Source organism: Solibacillus sp. FSL R7-0668 (genome assembly GCF_038006205.1).
GTDB lineage: Bacteria > Bacillota > Bacilli > Bacillales_A > Planococcaceae > Solibacillus.
The window spans coordinates 2,646,986-2,663,531 of sequence record NZ_JBBOUU010000001.1; the positions used below are offsets into that span (position 1 = coordinate 2,646,986).

A 16,546-nucleotide genomic window follows, 5' to 3' on the forward strand; every position below is an offset into this window, starting at 1 on the left:
ATCTATTTTTTCGGATCGAATAATTCGTCTAGCTCGTCCTTCGATAACATTTGCTGTACATCACTATGCTTCAATCCCTTTATTTGGATATAATTCAACAATTCTGAAGCACCTACTCCTAAAATACCTGAAGCAAGCTCATGAAGCCTTAATTTTTGAACGTCCTGCTTACGCCAGATTTTATCAATGCAATAGCACCATACATCTTGCTCTGTAATAGAATTATAGCCAAAGTAATGAATTTCCTCGACTTTGTTTTTCAAAATTTCTTGAACTTGTTCATAAAGTTGTGAATACGGAATTTGCATAGCAATCACCCCTACTGTAGGTTTTAACTTAATTTCATGGAGCATACGTTAATTGTATATGAATTCGAAAGGAGAGAGCAGAAGGTAATTGGGCTCATTTTTAAAAGGAACATTATTTTTAATGTTCGTCATTTTCATATCTAAATGTTTTGGATTTCTTTACCGCATGCAATTTATGCGTATCGCAGGTGAAGAAGTTGTCGGGCTCTACATGACCGCCTATCCGACATTTATCTTTTTTATTTCTCTTATTCAATTAGGGATTCCGATTGCTGTGTCAAAGCTTATCGCTCAATATGATGCGACACGCAAAAACGAGCAAACTGCAGCTGTTATGGCAAGCGCTATTAAACTATCTATCATTTCCATTATCGTATTTACACCAATCGTCTTACTCAGTACGCCTTTTATCGCAAAAACATTATTACATAATGAAAATTTAATTTTGACACTTTATATTAGCGTCTTCACGATTCCACTTGTCATCGTATCAAGTCTCATAAAAGCATACTTACAAGGGTTAGCTAAAATTGCGCCTACCGCTTGGGCACAACTGCTTGAGCAAGTTGTTCGAATCGGACTAATCATGGCTGTTTTGCCGTATTTTGTTTCAACATCCCCTGCCAAAACCGCTGCAGCAGCAATGGGGATTACTGCGATTGGTGAAATTTTTTCATTATTATTTTTAAGCTACTTTTACTTCCGAGCAAAACGAAAACATGCAATAACTAAAAAATCTAATTCTTCTTTCACGAAACCGATTATGCAAATTGCTTTACCCTCTGCTGGGAGTAAATTATTCGGCACATTTACCTGGTTTTTAGAGCCGATTGTTTTTTTAAAGGCGTTGACTGTTGCTGGGCTAACTGCTGGTGCAGCCACTACACTATACGGGGTAATTTCTGGTGTACATATCCCATTATTATTATTCCCGGCATTCATTCCAAGTGCGTTATCAATTATACTTGTACCTGCTGTTAGTAGCGCCTTGGCACGCAATGATTTGCCCCTACTCACAAAACGAGTTAGCCATTCCTTAAGACTCAGCTCTCTCGTTGGCTGTATTGCTGCTACCGTATTCTTCATACATGGAGACGAATTGGTCACTGTTTTGTTTCATTTAGAAGAAAATCGAGGCTACATGAAAGTTTTAGCACCTATTTTTTATTTTTATTATATTCAAAGTCCACTACATGCCATTTTACAGGCGATGGACGAGGCACAAGCCGCTATGATGAACTCGATTTATGGTGGTCTCGGCAAACTGTTTTTATTATTTTTCCTTGCGTCTCAGCCGGAAATTCAAGAATTTGGTGCTATTATTGCCATTGGTTTTGGCGTGTTAATCACGTCCTTTCTACACATCGCCTCCATTAAGCAACAGCCCAAAATTCGTGTAGGCTTCCGATTTTTTATTTTGCCCTATAGTGTATTTATCGTTACAGCAGCAGTTTTGCCTACCTACACGCACCAATATCCACTGACAATTCAAATTATGATAACACTTGTCGTTACCGTTGTATTACTTCTTCTTACAAAACAAATTCGCATTCAAGATATTTTATACATTCGGACGATCTTTTCGCGCTCGTAATTGGACAAACCACTTTCCATGATCATAGCTACAATAAAAAATATCTCTAATATTAGTATAACCTTGTAGCATCAGTTCGTGCTCAAGCCAAGCTACATCTTTATTAATAATTTTCAAATGTCGCTGATCCACATATCCATCTAGTACAAGTGGTAAAATTACCGGGTCTTGGTCCTTTAGATAGATGGACAATTTTCCAGACTGCTCTAAAAATGCATAGGCCACATCCTGTACAGTGCTCACACCCTGCTCACGTAATTGCTGTAGCAAATCATCTAAATTATAGCGCTGCTTTTTCATTTCAGCTTCACAAAGCCAGCCGTCACGAATGATTAAGGTCGGGTCGCCTTCAATAAAATCACGTAACTTTTTATTTTTTAAAATAAACCAGGAATTCACATACTGAATGAGAAATAATACACCAATTGGTAATATATCCTTCACTAAATCATGATTCAAATCATCCAAAGCAAGTGCTGCCACTTCTGCCATTAAAACAAAAATTGCCAAGTCGACAATGCTCAATTCGCCAACTTCTCGCTTGCCCATTAAGCGAAAAACAACAAGTAAAATAATATATAAAAAGATTGTTCTACCACTAATCAGTAAATAATCATTCATATGATCACCTCCTAATTAGCATGAACAATAATAGAAAATTCATACAAAAAAGGCTTGCAGAATCTACTTCCACAAGCCTTTTACTTATTACACTGATTCTACACGACCAATTGCTTGGCGTTCGAATTTTAAACGTGTGTTACCATCAACTAATAAATATACAGTTGTATCTTCAATTGCGTCGACTTCACCATGTAATCCACCAACTGTAACGACTTTATCGCCACGTTTTAAACTATTTTGCATTTGTGCCGTTGCTTTTTGACGTTTTTGTGCTGGTCGAATTAATATGAACCACATCGCAATGAACATTACGATAATCGGTAAAAATTGTACTAAAGCATCCATTCTCAAATTGCCCCCCTTCTATATCTCACTTTCATAGTATAGTATAAACTTACGCAATTTTGCGCAAAAAAACTCTAAAATTTCTCAAAAATTTATAGAACCGCTCATTTTTCATTCAAACCGTTAGAAGTTTTTTGCATTGGGCTTATTATAGCCATACTTCTCAAAGAATTCCTCTTTAAAATCACCTAAACGATCTTCACGAATCGCCTCACGAACTTGCTCCATTGTTTTAATTAAGAAGCGTAAGTTATGGTAAGACGTTAAGCGTAAACCAAATGTTTCTTCTGTACGCATTAAGTGACGCACATACGCACGTGTATAATTTTTACAAGTATAACAATCACATGTTTCGTCAATTGGTGTAAAGTCTTTAGCATACTTCGCGTTTTTAATAACCATACGCCCCTCTGACGTCATTAATGTACCATTACGAGCAATTCGTGTCGGCAACACACAGTCAAACATATCAATCCCACGAATCGCACCGTCAATAAGTGAGTCAGGAGAACCGACGCCCATTAAATAACGTGGCTTGTCTGCTGGCATCATAGGTGCAGTAAAATCTAATACTTTGTTCATAATTTCTTTTGGCTCGCCTACTGATAAACCACCAATCGCATAGCCTGGGAAGTCTAATTCAACGAGTGCTTCAGCAGATTTGCGACGCAATGCCTCATACTCGCCCCCTTGAATAATCCCAAATAAGCCCTGCTCATCTGGACGCTGGTGCGCTTCCTTACAGCGTTTTGCCCAACGCGTTGTACGGTCTACAGAGGCCTCCATATATTCATAAGTGGCTGGGAATGGTGGACACTCATCAAACGCCATCATAATATCTGAGCCTAAGTCGTTTTGAATTTCCATCGCTTTTTCAGGAGATAAAAATAATTTATCGCCGTTTAAGTGGTTACGGAAATGAACGCCTTCTTCTTCAATTTTACGGAACTTGGATAAAGAGAATACTTGGAAACCGCCTGAATCCGTTAAAATTGGACGATCCCAGTTCATGAATTTGTGTAATCCGCCCGCTTCTTTTACGATATCATTCCCAGGACGTAACCATAAATGATAGGTGTTCGATAGGATGATACCTGCATTCATCTCTTTTAATTCTTCTGGGCTCATTGACTTAACCGTCGCCTGTGTTCCTACAGGCATAAATGTTGGGGTTTCAAATGAGCCATGTGGTGTATGCACAATGCCTAAACGCGCCCCTGTTTGCGCACATGTCTTAATTAATTCATAACGAATGGGTGGTTGTTTTTTTGTTTCTGTCATCTATAATTCCTCGCTTTTCTAAAGTATTAACACTACTTCGAATCTTTTACACCTTGGCGTAAAAAACACCTACCACTCATTGTAGTAGGTGCACACAAATACTAATTGTATAGAGATTATAGCCTAAATGCAAATTACTTCTTCGGACGAATAAACATCGCGTCACCAAAGCTAAAGAAGCGATATTTTTCTTCCACTGCTTTTTCATAGGCATTCATAATCGTTTCCTTTGAAGCTAATGCACTGACAAGCATGACTAGTGTTGACTTTGGTAAATGGAAGTTTGTAATTAATCCATCGATTGCTTGATAGGTAAAGCCCGGGAAAATGAAGATATTTGTCCAGCCTTGTGAAGCTACGATTTTACCGCCATGATCACGCGCAACAGTTTCTAATGTACGTGTTGAAGTTGTGCCAACAGAAATCACTTTACCGCCAGCATCTTTCACTCCTTGAATCGTGGCAGCTGCTTCCTCAGATACGCTGTAAAACTCGGAGTGCATATCATGGTCCTCAATGGAATCCACACTTACCGGACGGAATGTACCTAAGCCGACATGTAATGTGATGAATACCACCTTTACCCCTTTTGCCTTAATGGCTTCCAGCAATTCTTCTGTGAAGTGAAGGCCAGCTGTTGGTGCTGCTGCCGAACCGCGCTCTTTTGCGAAGACCGTTTGATAGCGATCTTGGTCGTCTAATTTTTCGCGAATGTATGGTGGTAATGGCATTTCACCTAATTGGTCTAATATTTCATAAAAAATGCCGTCGTACTCAAATTTGAATGTACGTCCACCATGATCTAACTCACCTGTACAAGTTGCGGTTAATAAGCCATTACCAAACGTCACAACTGTGCCCACTTTGACACGCTTTGCAGGTTTCACTAATGTTTCCCACTCATCGTCATTCGTTTGCTTTAATAATAACAGCTCGATATGCGCCCCTGTTCCTTCTTTTTCACCCATTAAACGAGCAGGTAAAACACGTGTATCATTTAATACAAGACAATCCCCTTCGTTTAATTCATCTAAAATATGTCCGAATTTATGATGTTCCAGTGCTAGAGAATCCGGATTGACAACCATTAAGCGACTCGCAGTACGGTCTAATAATGGGGTTTGGGCAATTAATTGTTCTGGTAAATGAAAATCAAAATCTTCTACTTTCATGCTGATTACTTCCTTCTTATTCTTTTTGTGCAGGCGGATAGCCGAAATGGTCATAGCAAATCATCGTCGCAATCCGTCCGCGCGGTGTACGCTGAATAAAACCAATTTGCAGTAAATACGGCTCGTACACATCTTCAATTGTAATACGTTCTTCTCCGATAGACGCAGCTAATGCATCTAAGCCTACCGGACCACCACCAAAGCGCTCAATCATGGACTGCATTAATTTATGATCAATATGATCCAACCCGCGTGGATCGACCTGTAATAATTCCAAAGCCTGCTGTGCTAGGGCTTCAGAAACAACACCATTTGCTAACACCTGTGCATAGTCACGTACACGCTTTAGTAAGCGATTGGCAATACGCGGTGTGCCACGAGAACGACGCGCAATTTCATAGGCTGCCTGCTCATTTAGTTCAACGCCAAATAGCTCACCCGAACGAATGACAATTTGTGCGAGCGCTTCCTCATCATAATACTCTAGGCGGGCCAGTACACCAAAACGATCACGTAATGGCGCGGATAAAGCACCTGCACGTGTCGTTGCACCGACCAATGTAAAAGGTGGCAAGTCTAAACGAATCGAACGGGCTTCAGGGCCTTTACCGACAACAATATCTAAGCAAAAGTCTTCCATTGCCGAATACAATACCTCTTCAATGGCACGTGGCAAACGATGAATTTCATCGATAAATAAAACATCACCTGCTTCCAGTGAGCTTAATATGGCAGCTAAATCACCTGGACGTTCAATCGCTGGACCACTCGTCATTTTGACATTGACTTCCATTTCATTGGCAATCACTACCGCCAACGTAGTTTTCCCTAAACCTGGTGGACCATAAAGGAGAACGTGGTCAAGACTTTCTTGGCGTAGCTTTGCGGCTTCGATAAAGATTTTTAAATTTTCCTTTACTTTATCTTGGCCTATGTATTGCGCCAAGCGTTGTGGCCTTAACGAAAGCTCAAATTGCTGTTCAGCTTCTGCCGCTTGTCCAGAAAGTACACGGTCTGACAAAGTTCTCACTCCTTTTTTATTTTAACTTTAATAATAATTTTAACGCTTGTTTAATGTAAGCATCTGTCGTTTTTAAATTTTCATCTTCATCTAGTTGAGACTTGATTTTTTCTAGCTCTTTTTCAGAATAACCAAGTGCGACTAATGCTAACATCGCTTCCTCTAGCTCATGTTTATTTGGATTGACACCAAACAATGGGAGCTCATCTTCTGTGCTCGGCAATTCAACCGCATCTAGCAGCATGTCCAGCTTGCCCTTTAAATCTAAAATCATTTGACGCGCTGTTTTCTTACCGACACCTGGAAAGCGCACTAAAAAGGCCTCATCCTCCATTTCAATTGCTTGAATAACGGAAGTCGGATTGCCACTTGCTAAAATGGCTAAGGCTCCTTTTGGACCAATGCCTGACACTTGTATGAGCTTTTTAAATAATTCACGCTGCTCTAAACTATGAAAACCGTATAAATTTTGTGCATCCTCACGCACTTGCATCGATACGAATATTTGCTGCTCACTTGCTGACATTCGAAAAGCATATGGATTTGGTGTATAAAGTAACCACCCTACCCCTTGTTGCTCCAACACGATATACTCTGGCGTAATTCGCGTCACTTGTCCTTTTAAATAATCATACATCGCTTATCCCTCACATTTCTGGCTTCATTATAGCATAGTTTGATTGGATTTACCGAACGTATGTTGCATTAACCAATAGAAAAGACTGCCTAATCGACAGCCTTTCTAAGTGTAACATATTCTACTTCATCATAGTTTGAATCGTGCTTTTTAACGGCGCTTTATATTTGAGCCAATCACGAACAATCGATTGGATAAATGGATAGCAGGAAAGCTTCTGCCGTTGGTTTAATTTCAAATAAAATAAGCTTTCTCTTAAGATTTCATTCGGGAAATTCAAATAATGCAATTTATGCTTGGCTGTTTGTAAATACGGATGCGTTTTCATCAGCTTTGCTAAATTATATTTTGTTTGTGGTAACACACGATGCATCCATAATATTAATTCATCTGAAGCTTCTCCAAGAGTTGCTAAATCAAAGTCAATAATTTTTACATCATTTGCTGAAATCATAAAATTATGGTGTACTACATCCCCGTGTAATATTGTGAGCGGTTCGAAATTTCGCTGACTTTGCTCAATTGCGTTTAATGCCTCAAACGCTTCCTTTACAAGGACTTCATAATGATTGTGGAGCAAGCCCTTTAATGCCTCTTCTTGCGCAACAAAACGTTCAAATCTGCGCTGCCACTTTTGGAACAACTGATAATTGGGCAATACGTCTTGTGACCAATTGATTTTATCCGTTGATTTGTGTAGCGTCTCCAGAGCTTGCAAGGCTAGTATTTGATGCCCTCTTTTTTCATAGTTTACGCTCGTACCGTCAATCCATTTTTGCTTTAAAATATGACGATCTTCATTGTGCTCAAGTGGCACATGGTACGGAAAATCAATATTTTCTAACTGTTGATGAACGTATTTCACTTTTTGTGCAAGCCATATATCTTCATAATATTTCATAAAAAAACGACCCTTTGGTGAATCCCATTGCCAACAGTTTTCTTTAATTACGATCGACATGACTTATTTTGTGGTGGCATTTGGTGCATCGGGTGCGTTTGATGCATTTGCGGCATCTGTGGCATCTGTGGCATTTGATGCATCTGCGGCATCATATATGAAGGATATGGCATCATTTGTGGATGGCAACAAGGGTTCGGCATGCACATCATTTGTTGAATTTCTTCATAATAATGCTGTAATTGCTGCTCTTGATCAGAGCAGTCACATTTTCTCATTGGTGATTCTTCTTCTCGCATGATTGGTAGCATCGGCATCGGCTCTTCCATTGGCATACGGTGACAGTGTGGGCATCGAGGCATTGGCATCATTTGTGGCATGCAATGATGCATCATAGGCTGCTCAATAAATATCGGCTGCTGTGGTGGTTGCTGAATATAGATGGGCTGTGGGTGAATTACTTGTGGTTGCGGCATTGGCATTGGCATCGGCATCGGTTGTGGGACGGCTTGTGGCATAGGTTGTGGTTGTGACGCTGTTACGTTTTGCTCAATGGATGGTTGCACATGTACATGCGTTTGCCAATTTGGCATCGGCATTGGTTGTGGGATTGGTGGTTGGAAATAAAGGTCACCTTGCCACAATGGTCTTTGCATTTGCGGAGCTGGTAATGGCGTTGGTACTGGAGTTGGAGTAGGCTTCGGTGGTTGTACTTGTACTTGTGTTTCCTTCATTGGTTTTTGATGCTCTTTTTCTACATGCGGTACCTGTACCTCTTTTTTCGGTGCACTATTTGGTAAATAAATTTCCATTCCCGGCACAATATAATCGGGATTGGTTAAATGTGCGTTTAAACGCTTTAATTCTTCAAAGCCAACAGCATATTGCTTGGCTATCTTCCACAAAGTATCTCCCTTTTGGACAATATGAACGCGCACATCTTTCCTCCTTTTCTCGTAATAGCATATGCAACAATCGCCTGGTTGCCACCATTTTAGTATTTAGAAAAACATATTTTGCGCGAAATGATGAATTTTCTTATGTGGATTCCCTTGAATAAGTTACGCTTGCTTATCCGCCAAGTTAATCAAAATTGTGTTACACTTAAAAGAAGAGCTATGTTGATAGAGGTGAATTTAATGAAAAAACTCTTAGGAGAAGATCGCAGAATCGAACTTCTTGCCTTACTAAAAAATGCCAAGCAACCATTGACAGGAACCGATTTGGCTAAGCATACAAATGTGTCACGTCAGGTCATTGTCAATGATATGAATTTATTAAAGGCGCGTAATGAGCCGATTGTCGCAACAAGTCAAGGCTATATTTATATGCATCATGTGCACCAAGAAAAAATCACTCGTAAAATTGTATGCACGCACAAGCCCGAAGAAGCAAAAGAAGAGCTCTTTATTTTAGTGGATTGTGGTGTTACGGTAGAAGGCGTTATTGTTGAACATCCTGTATATGGTGAAATTACTGCCTCAATCATGGTATCCAATCGTTTAGAAGTGGAGCATTTCGTCAAACGCGTAGAGGAAACCAATGCCCTTTATTTATCCGCTTTAACAGACGGCACCCATTTACATGTCATTAGTGCAACGGCACAAGAAAATTTAAATTTAGCTGAAGCGAAATTGCGGGAACGCGGATTTTTAGTAGAACATTAAAATAGCAGCCTAACGGTTTTTTTGCCGTTAAGCTGCTTTATTTTATGACGCCATCTTGTGCGCTATCATATAAGATTTTCTTCGATACACGCTTAATACAAGCCCAATTAAAATGGCGTTGAGTAATAATGGTGTCATCCCATAGCTGATAAATGGCAATGGCACACCTGTCAGTGGTAGGAAACCAAATACCATTAATATCGAGTAAAGACTTTGGGCACTGTATAATGTCACCGCGGCGATGACAAGCAATTTTCCAAATGATTGCGGCATCGTGCGTGCATGCCATAAAATGCGCAGTGCAATCCCAAGTATAACTAGTATGGCAGCGACACCCGCCACATAGCCATATGCTTGAATGAGCTGGATTAAGGCATAATCGGTATGTGCTTCTGGTACATAGTAAATCGTTTCCGCTCCAAACCAACCCGCCCTTGCAAGTGCTGTTTTAATTTGGAGCATCATATAGCCTTCCGATGTCGCAAATAAGTCAGGATTTAAAAATGCGGCGATACGCACCGTTTGATACGGTTCGAGTAAAAAATGATAAGCATATATACTGTACAAAATGAGCGCTACGTTTATTGTTCCTACTACTACAAAGACCGTTTGCTTCACTTTACGCGCAAAATGACTAAAGCTAAATAATACTGCTACAACGACAATATATAGCATTGCAACCGCAAGATTTGGTAGCTTCATAATTAAATAAAGCGGCAATAAAAATAACCCCGTTAACTGCCATAGCTTCCATTTTCGTTCGGTAAAAAACCCTGCAAATGCTACTAGTAATAGTGGTAGCACTGTCCATGCTTGAATGAGAATTGGCCCGATTCGAAACATCGCTTCTCCATTACGGAAGGTATTAGAAATCAAGGGCAGTATAGCAAGTAACAGGGTTGCCACGCCATAAATTGGAAAACTAAAGCGTTGTAACTTACGGTAATCCACAAACATTAGCCCCACAATTAACGCCATTGCTAACACTATATGAATAATTTTATTTTCTACTAAATAACGTGTCATATCATATCCGAACACTTCATTTACATCCACTGTTAAAATCGGTACAAAGCTTGAGGCTATCAGTAAAATAACCGCACCCATTAACCAAAAATCCCATTTCGGTCGGTGAATTTTGTCTAGTGATTTTCCCAATTGCGATGCAGAGCCCATTTCGCTAATCGCTTTTTGCTCGGCTTCCTCTCGAGAATAGCCCTTACTGACCCATGCCTTTGTAGAATGCCCAATATGCTGCTGCAACTCCTGTTCGACATGGCTACGTGCCTCTTTCGAACGGATATAGCTTGTAACTTGCTGTAAAAACTGCTTACTCGACATGCATGCGCACCCCCAAAATTCGTTGTTTTAGCGTAAGTTTGATGCGCTCGCTGTCCTGCTGCAATTGCTTTGTCCCAAGCTTTGTTAATTGATAATATTTAATACCTTCATGCCAGCTTGCCATCAGCCAGCCCTGCTGCTCTGCTTCATGTAAAATGCTGTAAACCAATCCTTCATTCTCAACAATTTGCTCAACAGCGCGCACATGCAGCTGCTGTGTCAGCTCAACACCTGATTTTGCTTCAGTCAGCATCGATAAAATTTGCTGCTTTAATGAAGCGCTTTGTAGCTGCTTTCGAATATTTTGCTGATGCTCATTTGTAAATTCCAGCTGTTTAAAGGCCGTTTGATCGACGGTTTTTTTTAATTTTTTTAATCGCTCTTCCACATTATTCACGCTCCAATCGTTTCTTTAATAATTGTTTTGCCTTGCGAAGCCTTGTTTTTACAGTGCTTTCATTTAACTGCAAGACCTCTGCCATTTCCTTCATCGTTTGTTCCTCGTAATAGCATAAATAAATGACTTCGCGGTATTTCATAGGTAATGCAAATACCGCGCGCACTAATTCATCATCCTGCTCTTGCTGGATGACCTGCTGTTCTACACAATCAGCACTCTTCACTTGTGCAAATAAGTCTTCCTTTGCGGCCTCTACATTTCTTGCATACCAGCTTTTTAAATAATCCTTTGTATGATTAATCGCAATACGCCACAGCCATGTTTTTAGCGAGGAATTAAAATGGAATGTGGGCAATGCCTGATAGCATTTCACAAAAATTTCTTGCGTTAAATCTTCTGCAATCGCTCGATTATGTACGTACTGCATGACGAGCTGTAAAATATCTTGGCCATAATCACTCATCAGCTCATCAATGATAACTTCATAGGAAAGTTGTTTCGTTTGTTCAATTGAATAGCTATCCACTTCTTTTCCTCCCTTCCTAACATTAGACGAGTGCCGTTTAATCAAAGTTTGCTTTTTCTTTCAAAACAATTAATAACAATATAATACTATAAAATAATATACAATAACTTCGATACAATCTAGCCGTTTATTAATTCAACCAAAATTGGAACTTTGGTAAAATTATTACATATCAAAAAATCATAAAAGGTGATACAAGATAATGGAAAACTTAAAAAATGCATTAAAATTAATTAAATTAGGAGAAGTGTTAAAGAAAGAATTAAGACATAGTTGGCTCTCTGATGGACGAAGGGAAAGTGTCGCTGAACACACATGGCGTGTAGCTCTCATGGCAATGGCGCTCGAATCCTCTTTACCTCAGAAAGTAAATAGTGAAAAATTGCTGAAGATGATTATTATTCATGACTTAGTAGAAGCATATGCGACAGATATTCCGGCTTTCGATACAATGAACAATGTAGAAGCAAAGCAAGCGAAAGTTGAAAATGAAATAAAAGCGATTGAAAAAATTCGAGATTTAATTGGTGGAGAAACAGGTCAATTATTTTACGATTATTGGTTCGAATTTGAACATAAGGCAACCTATGAAGCAAAGGTTGCGAACGCATTAGATAAATTAGAAGCACAAATTCAGCACAATGAAGCAGACCTTGAAACATGGTTACCAATTGAAATGGATATGCTATTCATGTTGGACAAGCATACCGATTTTGACCCAGTATTGACATCACTTAAAAATCTAATTGTCGAGGATGGTATTATTAAACTTAAATCTGCGGGCATTAATGTCCAGTAATTTTATATAAAGGAAGTTTAATAAACATACCCAAATCAAAATTCGTACACAAATTAAAAGCCAATAAATGCTCATACAACAACGTTTACTGGCTTTTCTAATCATTATTTTATACACCCACCAATGTAGGAAATTACCCTACAAAGAACTATGCCTCTATAAAAACCGCTCACGCTGCTCCACTGATGGCAATTGACATACCTCTTTTTTTCCAAACCATTTATAACGATTTTTGGCGATGTAACGATAGACCGTATCACGAATAGGTCTCGGGGTTATCATTACACCATACAACAACTTCCACAAGCCATCCAACTGCTTGGCGATTTTTAAGGCAGCAGTAGATTTCGTGTGATAATGTGAGCCTTCAATCAGTACTAAACTATTTACATCATTCGGCACCGAAAGCTCCTTTAACAAAGCTTGCCCTACTTCACTTTGAAGCGCTGCAAATTGAAATGTCGCTTTTTGATCCCGTGCTAGGATAAACTGCACGCTCGCATCACAAAAATGGCATTCCCCATCAAATAATACAATACGTCTCACGTGATTCACCTCACTCTGGTGTAACGTATGTAAAATAAGTACCGAGTGACTTTACAGTACAACCAAGTGCGATAAGCTCTTCAACGGCACCTTTCATCATCGGTTCATCCTCGTCTGCTAGTATATCAATAATAAAGAAATAATTCCCGAGTCCTGTTTTTAATGGACGCGATTCGATTTTACTCAAATTAATTTTGCGCCATGCAAATACTGATAGTACTTGGTGTAGTGCTCCTGACACATCTGTTGGTAATGTTAGCATAAATGTCGTCTTGGGCTGTGCTTGTAGCGGCACTAAACCGTGGCGAATATTTTGCTTTGATAGCACAAAAAAACGTGTATGATTAAAATGGAAATCATGAATATTCGTTTCGGCAATATGTAAATCGTATTTTTCCGCAGCAGAAGCATTGGCCACTGCCGCAATACAACGGTCTTCCGTTTGGGATACCAATTTTGCCGCAGCGGCAGTCGATGCATAGGGCGTTTGTTTTACGCTACCATGATTGTAAAACAAAAATTTATGGCATTGTGCGAGTGCGTGCGGGTGTGAATAAATTTCTTCAATTTCATCTAGTTGATCTGCATATTTTTTATTGACTAGCAAATGCTGTTGAATTTTTGACATCACTTCCGCTGTCACAAACAGCTCTGCCTCATGGAATAAATAATCCACCGTTAAAGGTACCGAACCTTCCAACGCATTTTCTACAGGAACAACGGCTAACTCAACCTTGCCCTCCGATACCGCTTCAATGCATTCGGGAATTGATTGATATGGAATATGCCAATCGTGCGGAAATAGTCCCTTTGTTGCTAAATATGTAAACGACGCCTCTGGACCTAAATAAGCGATACGTTTTTCCCACTGTTGTTGTGACATCTATTACACCTCGTTTTAGGTTCTAAATTTTCTGTAAATTATATTAAAATAAATAGGCTGCCCAATATGTCCGAAAACATTGGACAACCTATTCAATTATAGTGCACCCGAGCTAATTACTTCAGCCGATTCAATAAAATTAAGCTGATTTAAGCTACGAATCAGCTCATCCAGCTCACTGATCATGCTTGTTACATCTAATGACAATGTAACATTCGCACGCCCCTGAATTGGGATCGTTTGGTGAATCGTCAGCACATTGCAGTGTGCATCTGATACCGTTTCAAGTAATTTGGCAAGTGTGCCTTTACGATCTTGCAATTGGATAAAGACCGTTAAAATACGCTCTTGCACGATTGAATGGAAAGGAAAAACTGCATCGCGATATTTATAAAATGCACTGCGCGATAAGTCAACTTGCTTTACGGCATCCCATATTGAAGCAACTGATCCATTTTGTAAGAGCTGTTTGGCCTCTAATGTTTTTTGCATGGCATCCGTTAACACGTCTTCACGCACTAAATAATATCGTTGATTCGCTACGTTTTTCATTAAGATCCCTCACTTCATTAGTCAACAAAGTCAAATTCGAATTCCATTAAACGAACAGTGTCGCCATTTTCAGCGCCTCGTTTACGTAATTCTTCGTCTACGCCCATTGCACGTAATTGACGAGCAAATCGGCGAATACCATCTTCACGGCTGAAGTCTGTCATTTTAAATAGACGTTCGATTGTGTAACCAGAAAGCACGAATGAACCGTCATCATCACGCGTGATTTCAAAATCAACACCTTTAGATTCGTGTTTATATAGTACGACTGCATCTGATTCTTCATCTACTACTTCATGTAATAAGAATTCTGGTGTTACTTCTAGTAAGTCTGCTACTTCGAATAATAACGGCTTTAATCCTTGACGAGAAACAGCTGAAATTGGGAAGACCTTTACATCGTCGCCCACTTTCTTTTTAAACTCTACTAAGTTTTCCTCTGCATCTGGCATATCCATTTTATTCGCTACCACGATTTGTGGACGCTCTAACAGACGTAAGTTGTATTGCTCAAGCTCGTTATTAATCGTTACGTAATCTTCGTAAGGATCGCGACCTTCCATACCACTCATATCAATTACGTGTACAATAACACGTGTACGCTCGATATGGCGTAAAAATTGCATCCCTAATCCAACACCTTGGTGCGCGCCTTCGATTAGTCCTGGTAAGTCTGCCATAGCAAACGAACGGCCATCCTCTGTTTCAACCATTCCTAAGTTGGGCACGATTGTTGTAAAGTGATAGGCACCAATTTTTGGCTTCGCTGAAGAGACTACCGATAATAATGTTGATTTACCGACTGATGGGAAACCAACTAATCCAACGTCCGCTAATACTTTTAGTTCTAAAATAACTTCTAACTCTTGACCTGGCTCACCTTTTTCAGCTAGCTCTGGTGCTGGGTTTGATGGTGTTGCAAAACGACAGTTACCACGTCCACCACGCCCAGCTTTTGCGATAATCGCCTGCTGGCCATGCTCAACTAAGTCTGCGATTACATTTTTAGTTTCTGCATTAACAACAACTGTTCCAGGCGGTACTTTAACGATTAGGTCCTCTGCACGACGTCCATGCATGCCTTTACTCATCCCATGCTCGCCGCGCTCAGCTTTAAAGTGACGCTTGTAACGGAAATCCATTAGCGTACGTAAGCCTTCTTCTACCTCAAAAATAACATTCCCACCACGGGCACCATCGCCACCTGCTGGACCACCATTTGGTACATATTTTTCACGGCGAAACGCGACCATTCCGTCTCCACCGTCTCCACCTTTAACGTAAATCTTTACGTGATCGACAAACATTGCTTTCACTCCTCATAATTACGAACAACATACTTCCATATAGTATCGGTTTGCTCATATGTTTTCACTTCAAAAATTGTTTCTTCTATTGGAAATGGTGTCATTTGCCAATTCCCGCTTAAATGGAATGTTATCGACCATTCCTTGTCATTTGCTTCAATGTTCAACTGTAATTGATGCATCGTATAAGGGTCAAGCGCATCATAAACATGAATAATTGTCTTTTCCAAGTATTGTACAATTGCCTCATCGTACGCCTCCTTAATGGAAGATTGTACATCACTTATGAGTTGCAATTGTAAAGCAGGGTAGCGCCAATGAACAGTTTGTAGCCATTCTACTGTATTCTTTAAGCCAAGGCGATTGATGTTTGATAGGATTTTACAATGTTCAGATTGTTGTAAAATCACTTTTTTAGCATCCTCTACTCTTCCTAGATCTAAATTCATTTGAATTAGATGAAGCTGATTTAAATAATCGTGATTAGCGTAACGTAACGCTTCACTAACAGTTAGTTTGGAAACGACCATTTTGCACACTCCATAATAAATATTCGTTATTTAGTATAACAAGTTTTCATACATTTTTCTCTTCATACCTCACACGAAAATCGTATTCAATACTTAAGAAAACTTCAATCAT

20 protein-coding genes are annotated in these 16,546 nt (G+C 39.6%); 3 read left to right on the forward strand and 17 right to left on the reverse strand.

All coding sequences use genetic code 11. The features are described from left to right. Positions 1 to 2: 2 nt before the first annotated feature. Complete coding sequence (locus MKX47_RS13265) at positions 3 to 308, reverse strand: post-transcriptional regulator (protein WP_340774980.1); 306 nt, start codon at positions 306 to 308, stop codon at positions 3 to 5. 121 nt (positions 309 to 429) lie between these two features. On the opposite strand from MKX47_RS13265, the gene MKX47_RS13270 reads away from it, so the two are divergent. After that, positions 430 to 1,902 carry a putative polysaccharide biosynthesis protein gene (locus tag MKX47_RS13270; protein ID WP_340777825.1) on the forward strand — a complete coding sequence of 491 codons (1,473 nt, stop codon included), beginning with the start codon at positions 430 to 432 and terminating at the stop codon, positions 1,900 to 1,902. Here the strand turns inward: MKX47_RS13270 and MKX47_RS13275 are convergent. The 8 genes from MKX47_RS13275 to MKX47_RS13310 form a co-directional block, all read right to left on the reverse strand. Then, positions 1,870 to 2,523 carry a DUF421 domain-containing protein gene (locus tag MKX47_RS13275; RefSeq protein ID WP_340774982.1) on the reverse strand — a complete coding sequence of 218 codons (654 nt, stop codon included), beginning with the start codon at positions 2,521 to 2,523 and terminating at the stop codon, positions 1,870 to 1,872. The genes MKX47_RS13270 and MKX47_RS13275 overlap by 33 nt on opposite strands. Before the next feature lie 87 nt (positions 2,524 to 2,610). Beyond that, entirely contained in the window at positions 2,611 to 2,871 is a 261-nt protein-coding gene (gene yajC / locus MKX47_RS13280; protein ID WP_340774985.1) for a preprotein translocase subunit YajC, read from the reverse strand. A gap of 123 nt (positions 2,872 to 2,994) precedes the next feature. Further along, positions 2,995 to 4,152, reverse strand: coding sequence for a tRNA guanosine(34) transglycosylase Tgt (tgt, locus tag MKX47_RS13285; RefSeq protein WP_340774986.1), 1,158 nt, complete (start codon positions 4,150 to 4,152; stop codon positions 2,995 to 2,997). Positions 4,153 to 4,286: 134 nt separating this feature from the next. Continuing rightward, positions 4,287 to 5,324, reverse strand: a complete 1,038-nt coding sequence (gene queA, locus MKX47_RS13290) for a tRNA preQ1(34) S-adenosylmethionine ribosyltransferase-isomerase QueA (RefSeq protein WP_340774989.1) — start codon at positions 5,322 to 5,324, stop codon at positions 4,287 to 4,289. A 16-nt stretch (positions 5,325 to 5,340) separates the two neighbouring features. Beyond that, positions 5,341 to 6,345, reverse strand: coding sequence for a Holliday junction branch migration DNA helicase RuvB (gene ruvB / locus MKX47_RS13295; RefSeq protein ID WP_340774992.1), 1,005 nt, complete (start codon positions 6,343 to 6,345; stop codon positions 5,341 to 5,343). Positions 6,346 to 6,361: 16 nt separating this feature from the next. Further along, on the reverse strand, positions 6,362 to 6,982 hold the full coding sequence (gene ruvA / locus MKX47_RS13300) for a Holliday junction branch migration protein RuvA (RefSeq protein WP_340774994.1): 621 nt from the start codon (positions 6,980 to 6,982) through the stop codon (positions 6,362 to 6,364). A 121-nt stretch (positions 6,983 to 7,103) separates the two neighbouring features. Continuing rightward, a complete protein-coding gene (locus tag MKX47_RS13305; RefSeq protein ID WP_340774996.1) occupies positions 7,104 to 7,883 on the reverse strand; it encodes a phosphotransferase in 780 nt (259 codons plus the stop codon). 47 nt (positions 7,884 to 7,930) lie between these two features. Next, positions 7,931 to 8,821 carry a LysM peptidoglycan-binding domain-containing protein gene (locus tag MKX47_RS13310; RefSeq protein ID WP_340774999.1) on the reverse strand — a complete coding sequence of 297 codons (891 nt, stop codon included), beginning with the start codon at positions 8,819 to 8,821 and terminating at the stop codon, positions 7,931 to 7,933. Positions 8,822 to 9,022: 201 nt separating this feature from the next. Between MKX47_RS13310 and MKX47_RS13315 the strand changes: the two genes are divergently transcribed. Beyond that, positions 9,023 to 9,550, forward strand: coding sequence for a transcription repressor NadR (locus MKX47_RS13315; protein WP_340775001.1), 528 nt, complete (start codon positions 9,023 to 9,025; stop codon positions 9,548 to 9,550). A 42-nt stretch (positions 9,551 to 9,592) separates the two neighbouring features. Here the strand turns inward: MKX47_RS13315 and MKX47_RS13320 are convergent, their stop codons facing one another. From MKX47_RS13320 to MKX47_RS13330, 3 genes are read right to left on the reverse strand one after another with little or no spacing between them, the layout of a single operon-like run. Continuing rightward, complete coding sequence (locus MKX47_RS13320; RefSeq protein WP_340775003.1) at positions 9,593 to 10,891, reverse strand: FtsW/RodA/SpoVE family cell cycle protein; 1,299 nt, start codon at positions 10,889 to 10,891, stop codon at positions 9,593 to 9,595. Beyond that, the gene (locus MKX47_RS13325) at positions 10,881 to 11,279 is read right to left on the reverse strand and encodes a helix-turn-helix transcriptional regulator (protein ID WP_340775006.1); all 399 of its coding nucleotides are present in this window, start codon (positions 11,277 to 11,279) and stop codon (positions 10,881 to 10,883) included. The genes MKX47_RS13320 and MKX47_RS13325 overlap by 11 nt, the downstream gene beginning before the upstream one ends. Position 11,280: 1 nt before the next feature. After that, on the reverse strand, positions 11,281 to 11,817 hold the full coding sequence (locus MKX47_RS13330; protein WP_340775008.1) for a sigma-70 family RNA polymerase sigma factor: 537 nt from the start codon (positions 11,815 to 11,817) through the stop codon (positions 11,281 to 11,283). Between the two features lie 202 nt (positions 11,818 to 12,019). Here MKX47_RS13330 and MKX47_RS13335 point away from each other — a divergent pair, with 202 nt between their 5' ends. Further along, the gene (locus MKX47_RS13335; protein ID WP_340775010.1) at positions 12,020 to 12,616 is read left to right on the forward strand and encodes an HD domain-containing protein; all 597 of its coding nucleotides are present in this window, start codon (positions 12,020 to 12,022) and stop codon (positions 12,614 to 12,616) included. A gap of 156 nt (positions 12,617 to 12,772) precedes the next feature. Here the strand turns inward: MKX47_RS13335 and MKX47_RS13340 are convergent, their stop codons facing one another. The 5 genes from MKX47_RS13340 to MKX47_RS13360 form a co-directional block, all read right to left on the reverse strand. Next, positions 12,773 to 13,162 (reverse strand): thiol-disulfide oxidoreductase DCC family protein, encoded by a 390-nt coding sequence (locus MKX47_RS13340; RefSeq protein WP_340775012.1) that lies wholly within the window; start codon positions 13,160 to 13,162, stop codon positions 12,773 to 12,775. A gap of 10 nt (positions 13,163 to 13,172) precedes the next feature. Continuing rightward, positions 13,173 to 14,045 (reverse strand): prephenate dehydratase, encoded by an 873-nt coding sequence (gene pheA / locus MKX47_RS13345; protein ID WP_340775015.1) that lies wholly within the window; start codon positions 14,043 to 14,045, stop codon positions 13,173 to 13,175. Between the two features lie 96 nt (positions 14,046 to 14,141). Further along, positions 14,142 to 14,597, reverse strand: a complete 456-nt coding sequence (locus tag MKX47_RS13350) for an ACT domain-containing protein (protein ID WP_340775018.1) — start codon at positions 14,595 to 14,597, stop codon at positions 14,142 to 14,144. Between the two features lie 17 nt (positions 14,598 to 14,614). Continuing rightward, complete coding sequence (obgE, locus tag MKX47_RS13355) at positions 14,615 to 15,904, reverse strand: GTPase ObgE (RefSeq protein ID WP_340775021.1); 1,290 nt, start codon at positions 15,902 to 15,904, stop codon at positions 14,615 to 14,617. A gap of 5 nt (positions 15,905 to 15,909) precedes the next feature. Then, positions 15,910 to 16,434 carry a Spo0B domain-containing protein gene (locus MKX47_RS13360; RefSeq protein ID WP_340775023.1) on the reverse strand — a complete coding sequence of 175 codons (525 nt, stop codon included), beginning with the start codon at positions 16,432 to 16,434 and terminating at the stop codon, positions 15,910 to 15,912. Between the last annotated feature and the right edge of the window lie 112 nt (positions 16,435 to 16,546).

Bases quoted from the DNA above. Each gene is read 5' to 3' on its own strand.
- MKX47_RS13360 (WP_340775023.1), bottom strand. From the start codon at position 16,434: ATGGTCGTTTCCAAACTAACTGTTAGTGAAGCGTTACGTTACGCTAAT.
- MKX47_RS13275 (WP_340774982.1), bottom strand. From the start codon at position 2,523: ATGAATGATTATTTACTGATTAGTGGTAGAACAATCTTTTTATATATT.
- obgE (WP_340775021.1), bottom strand. From the start codon at position 15,904: ATGTTTGTCGATCACGTAAAGATTTACGTTAAAGGTGGAGACGGTGGA.
- pheA (WP_340775015.1), bottom strand. From the start codon at position 14,045: ATGTCACAACAACAGTGGGAAAAACGTATCGCTTATTTAGGTCCAGAG.
- MKX47_RS13335 (WP_340775010.1), top strand. From the start codon at position 12,020: ATGGAAAACTTAAAAAATGCATTAAAATTAATTAAATTAGGAGAAGTG.
- MKX47_RS13315 (WP_340775001.1), top strand. From the start codon at position 9,023: ATGAAAAAACTCTTAGGAGAAGATCGCAGAATCGAACTTCTTGCCTTA.
- MKX47_RS13350 (WP_340775018.1), bottom strand. From the start codon at position 14,597: ATGAAAAACGTAGCGAATCAACGATATTATTTAGTGCGTGAAGACGTG.
- MKX47_RS13305 (WP_340774996.1), bottom strand. From the start codon at position 7,883: ATGAAATATTATGAAGATATATGGCTTGCACAAAAAGTGAAATACGTT.
- MKX47_RS13270 (WP_340777825.1), top strand. From the start codon at position 430: ATGTTCGTCATTTTCATATCTAAATGTTTTGGATTTCTTTACCGCATG.
- yajC (WP_340774985.1), bottom strand. From the start codon at position 2,871: ATGGATGCTTTAGTACAATTTTTACCGATTATCGTAATGTTCATTGCG.
- tgt (WP_340774986.1), bottom strand. From the start codon at position 4,152: ATGACAGAAACAAAAAAACAACCACCCATTCGTTATGAATTAATTAAG.
- ruvA (WP_340774994.1), bottom strand. From the start codon at position 6,982: ATGTATGATTATTTAAAAGGACAAGTGACGCGAATTACGCCAGAGTAT.
- queA (WP_340774989.1), bottom strand. From the start codon at position 5,324: ATGAAAGTAGAAGATTTTGATTTTCATTTACCAGAACAATTAATTGCC.
- MKX47_RS13265 (WP_340774980.1), bottom strand. From the start codon at position 308: ATGCAAATTCCGTATTCACAACTTTATGAACAAGTTCAAGAAATTTTG.
- MKX47_RS13320 (WP_340775003.1), bottom strand. From the start codon at position 10,891: ATGTCGAGTAAGCAGTTTTTACAGCAAGTTACAAGCTATATCCGTTCG.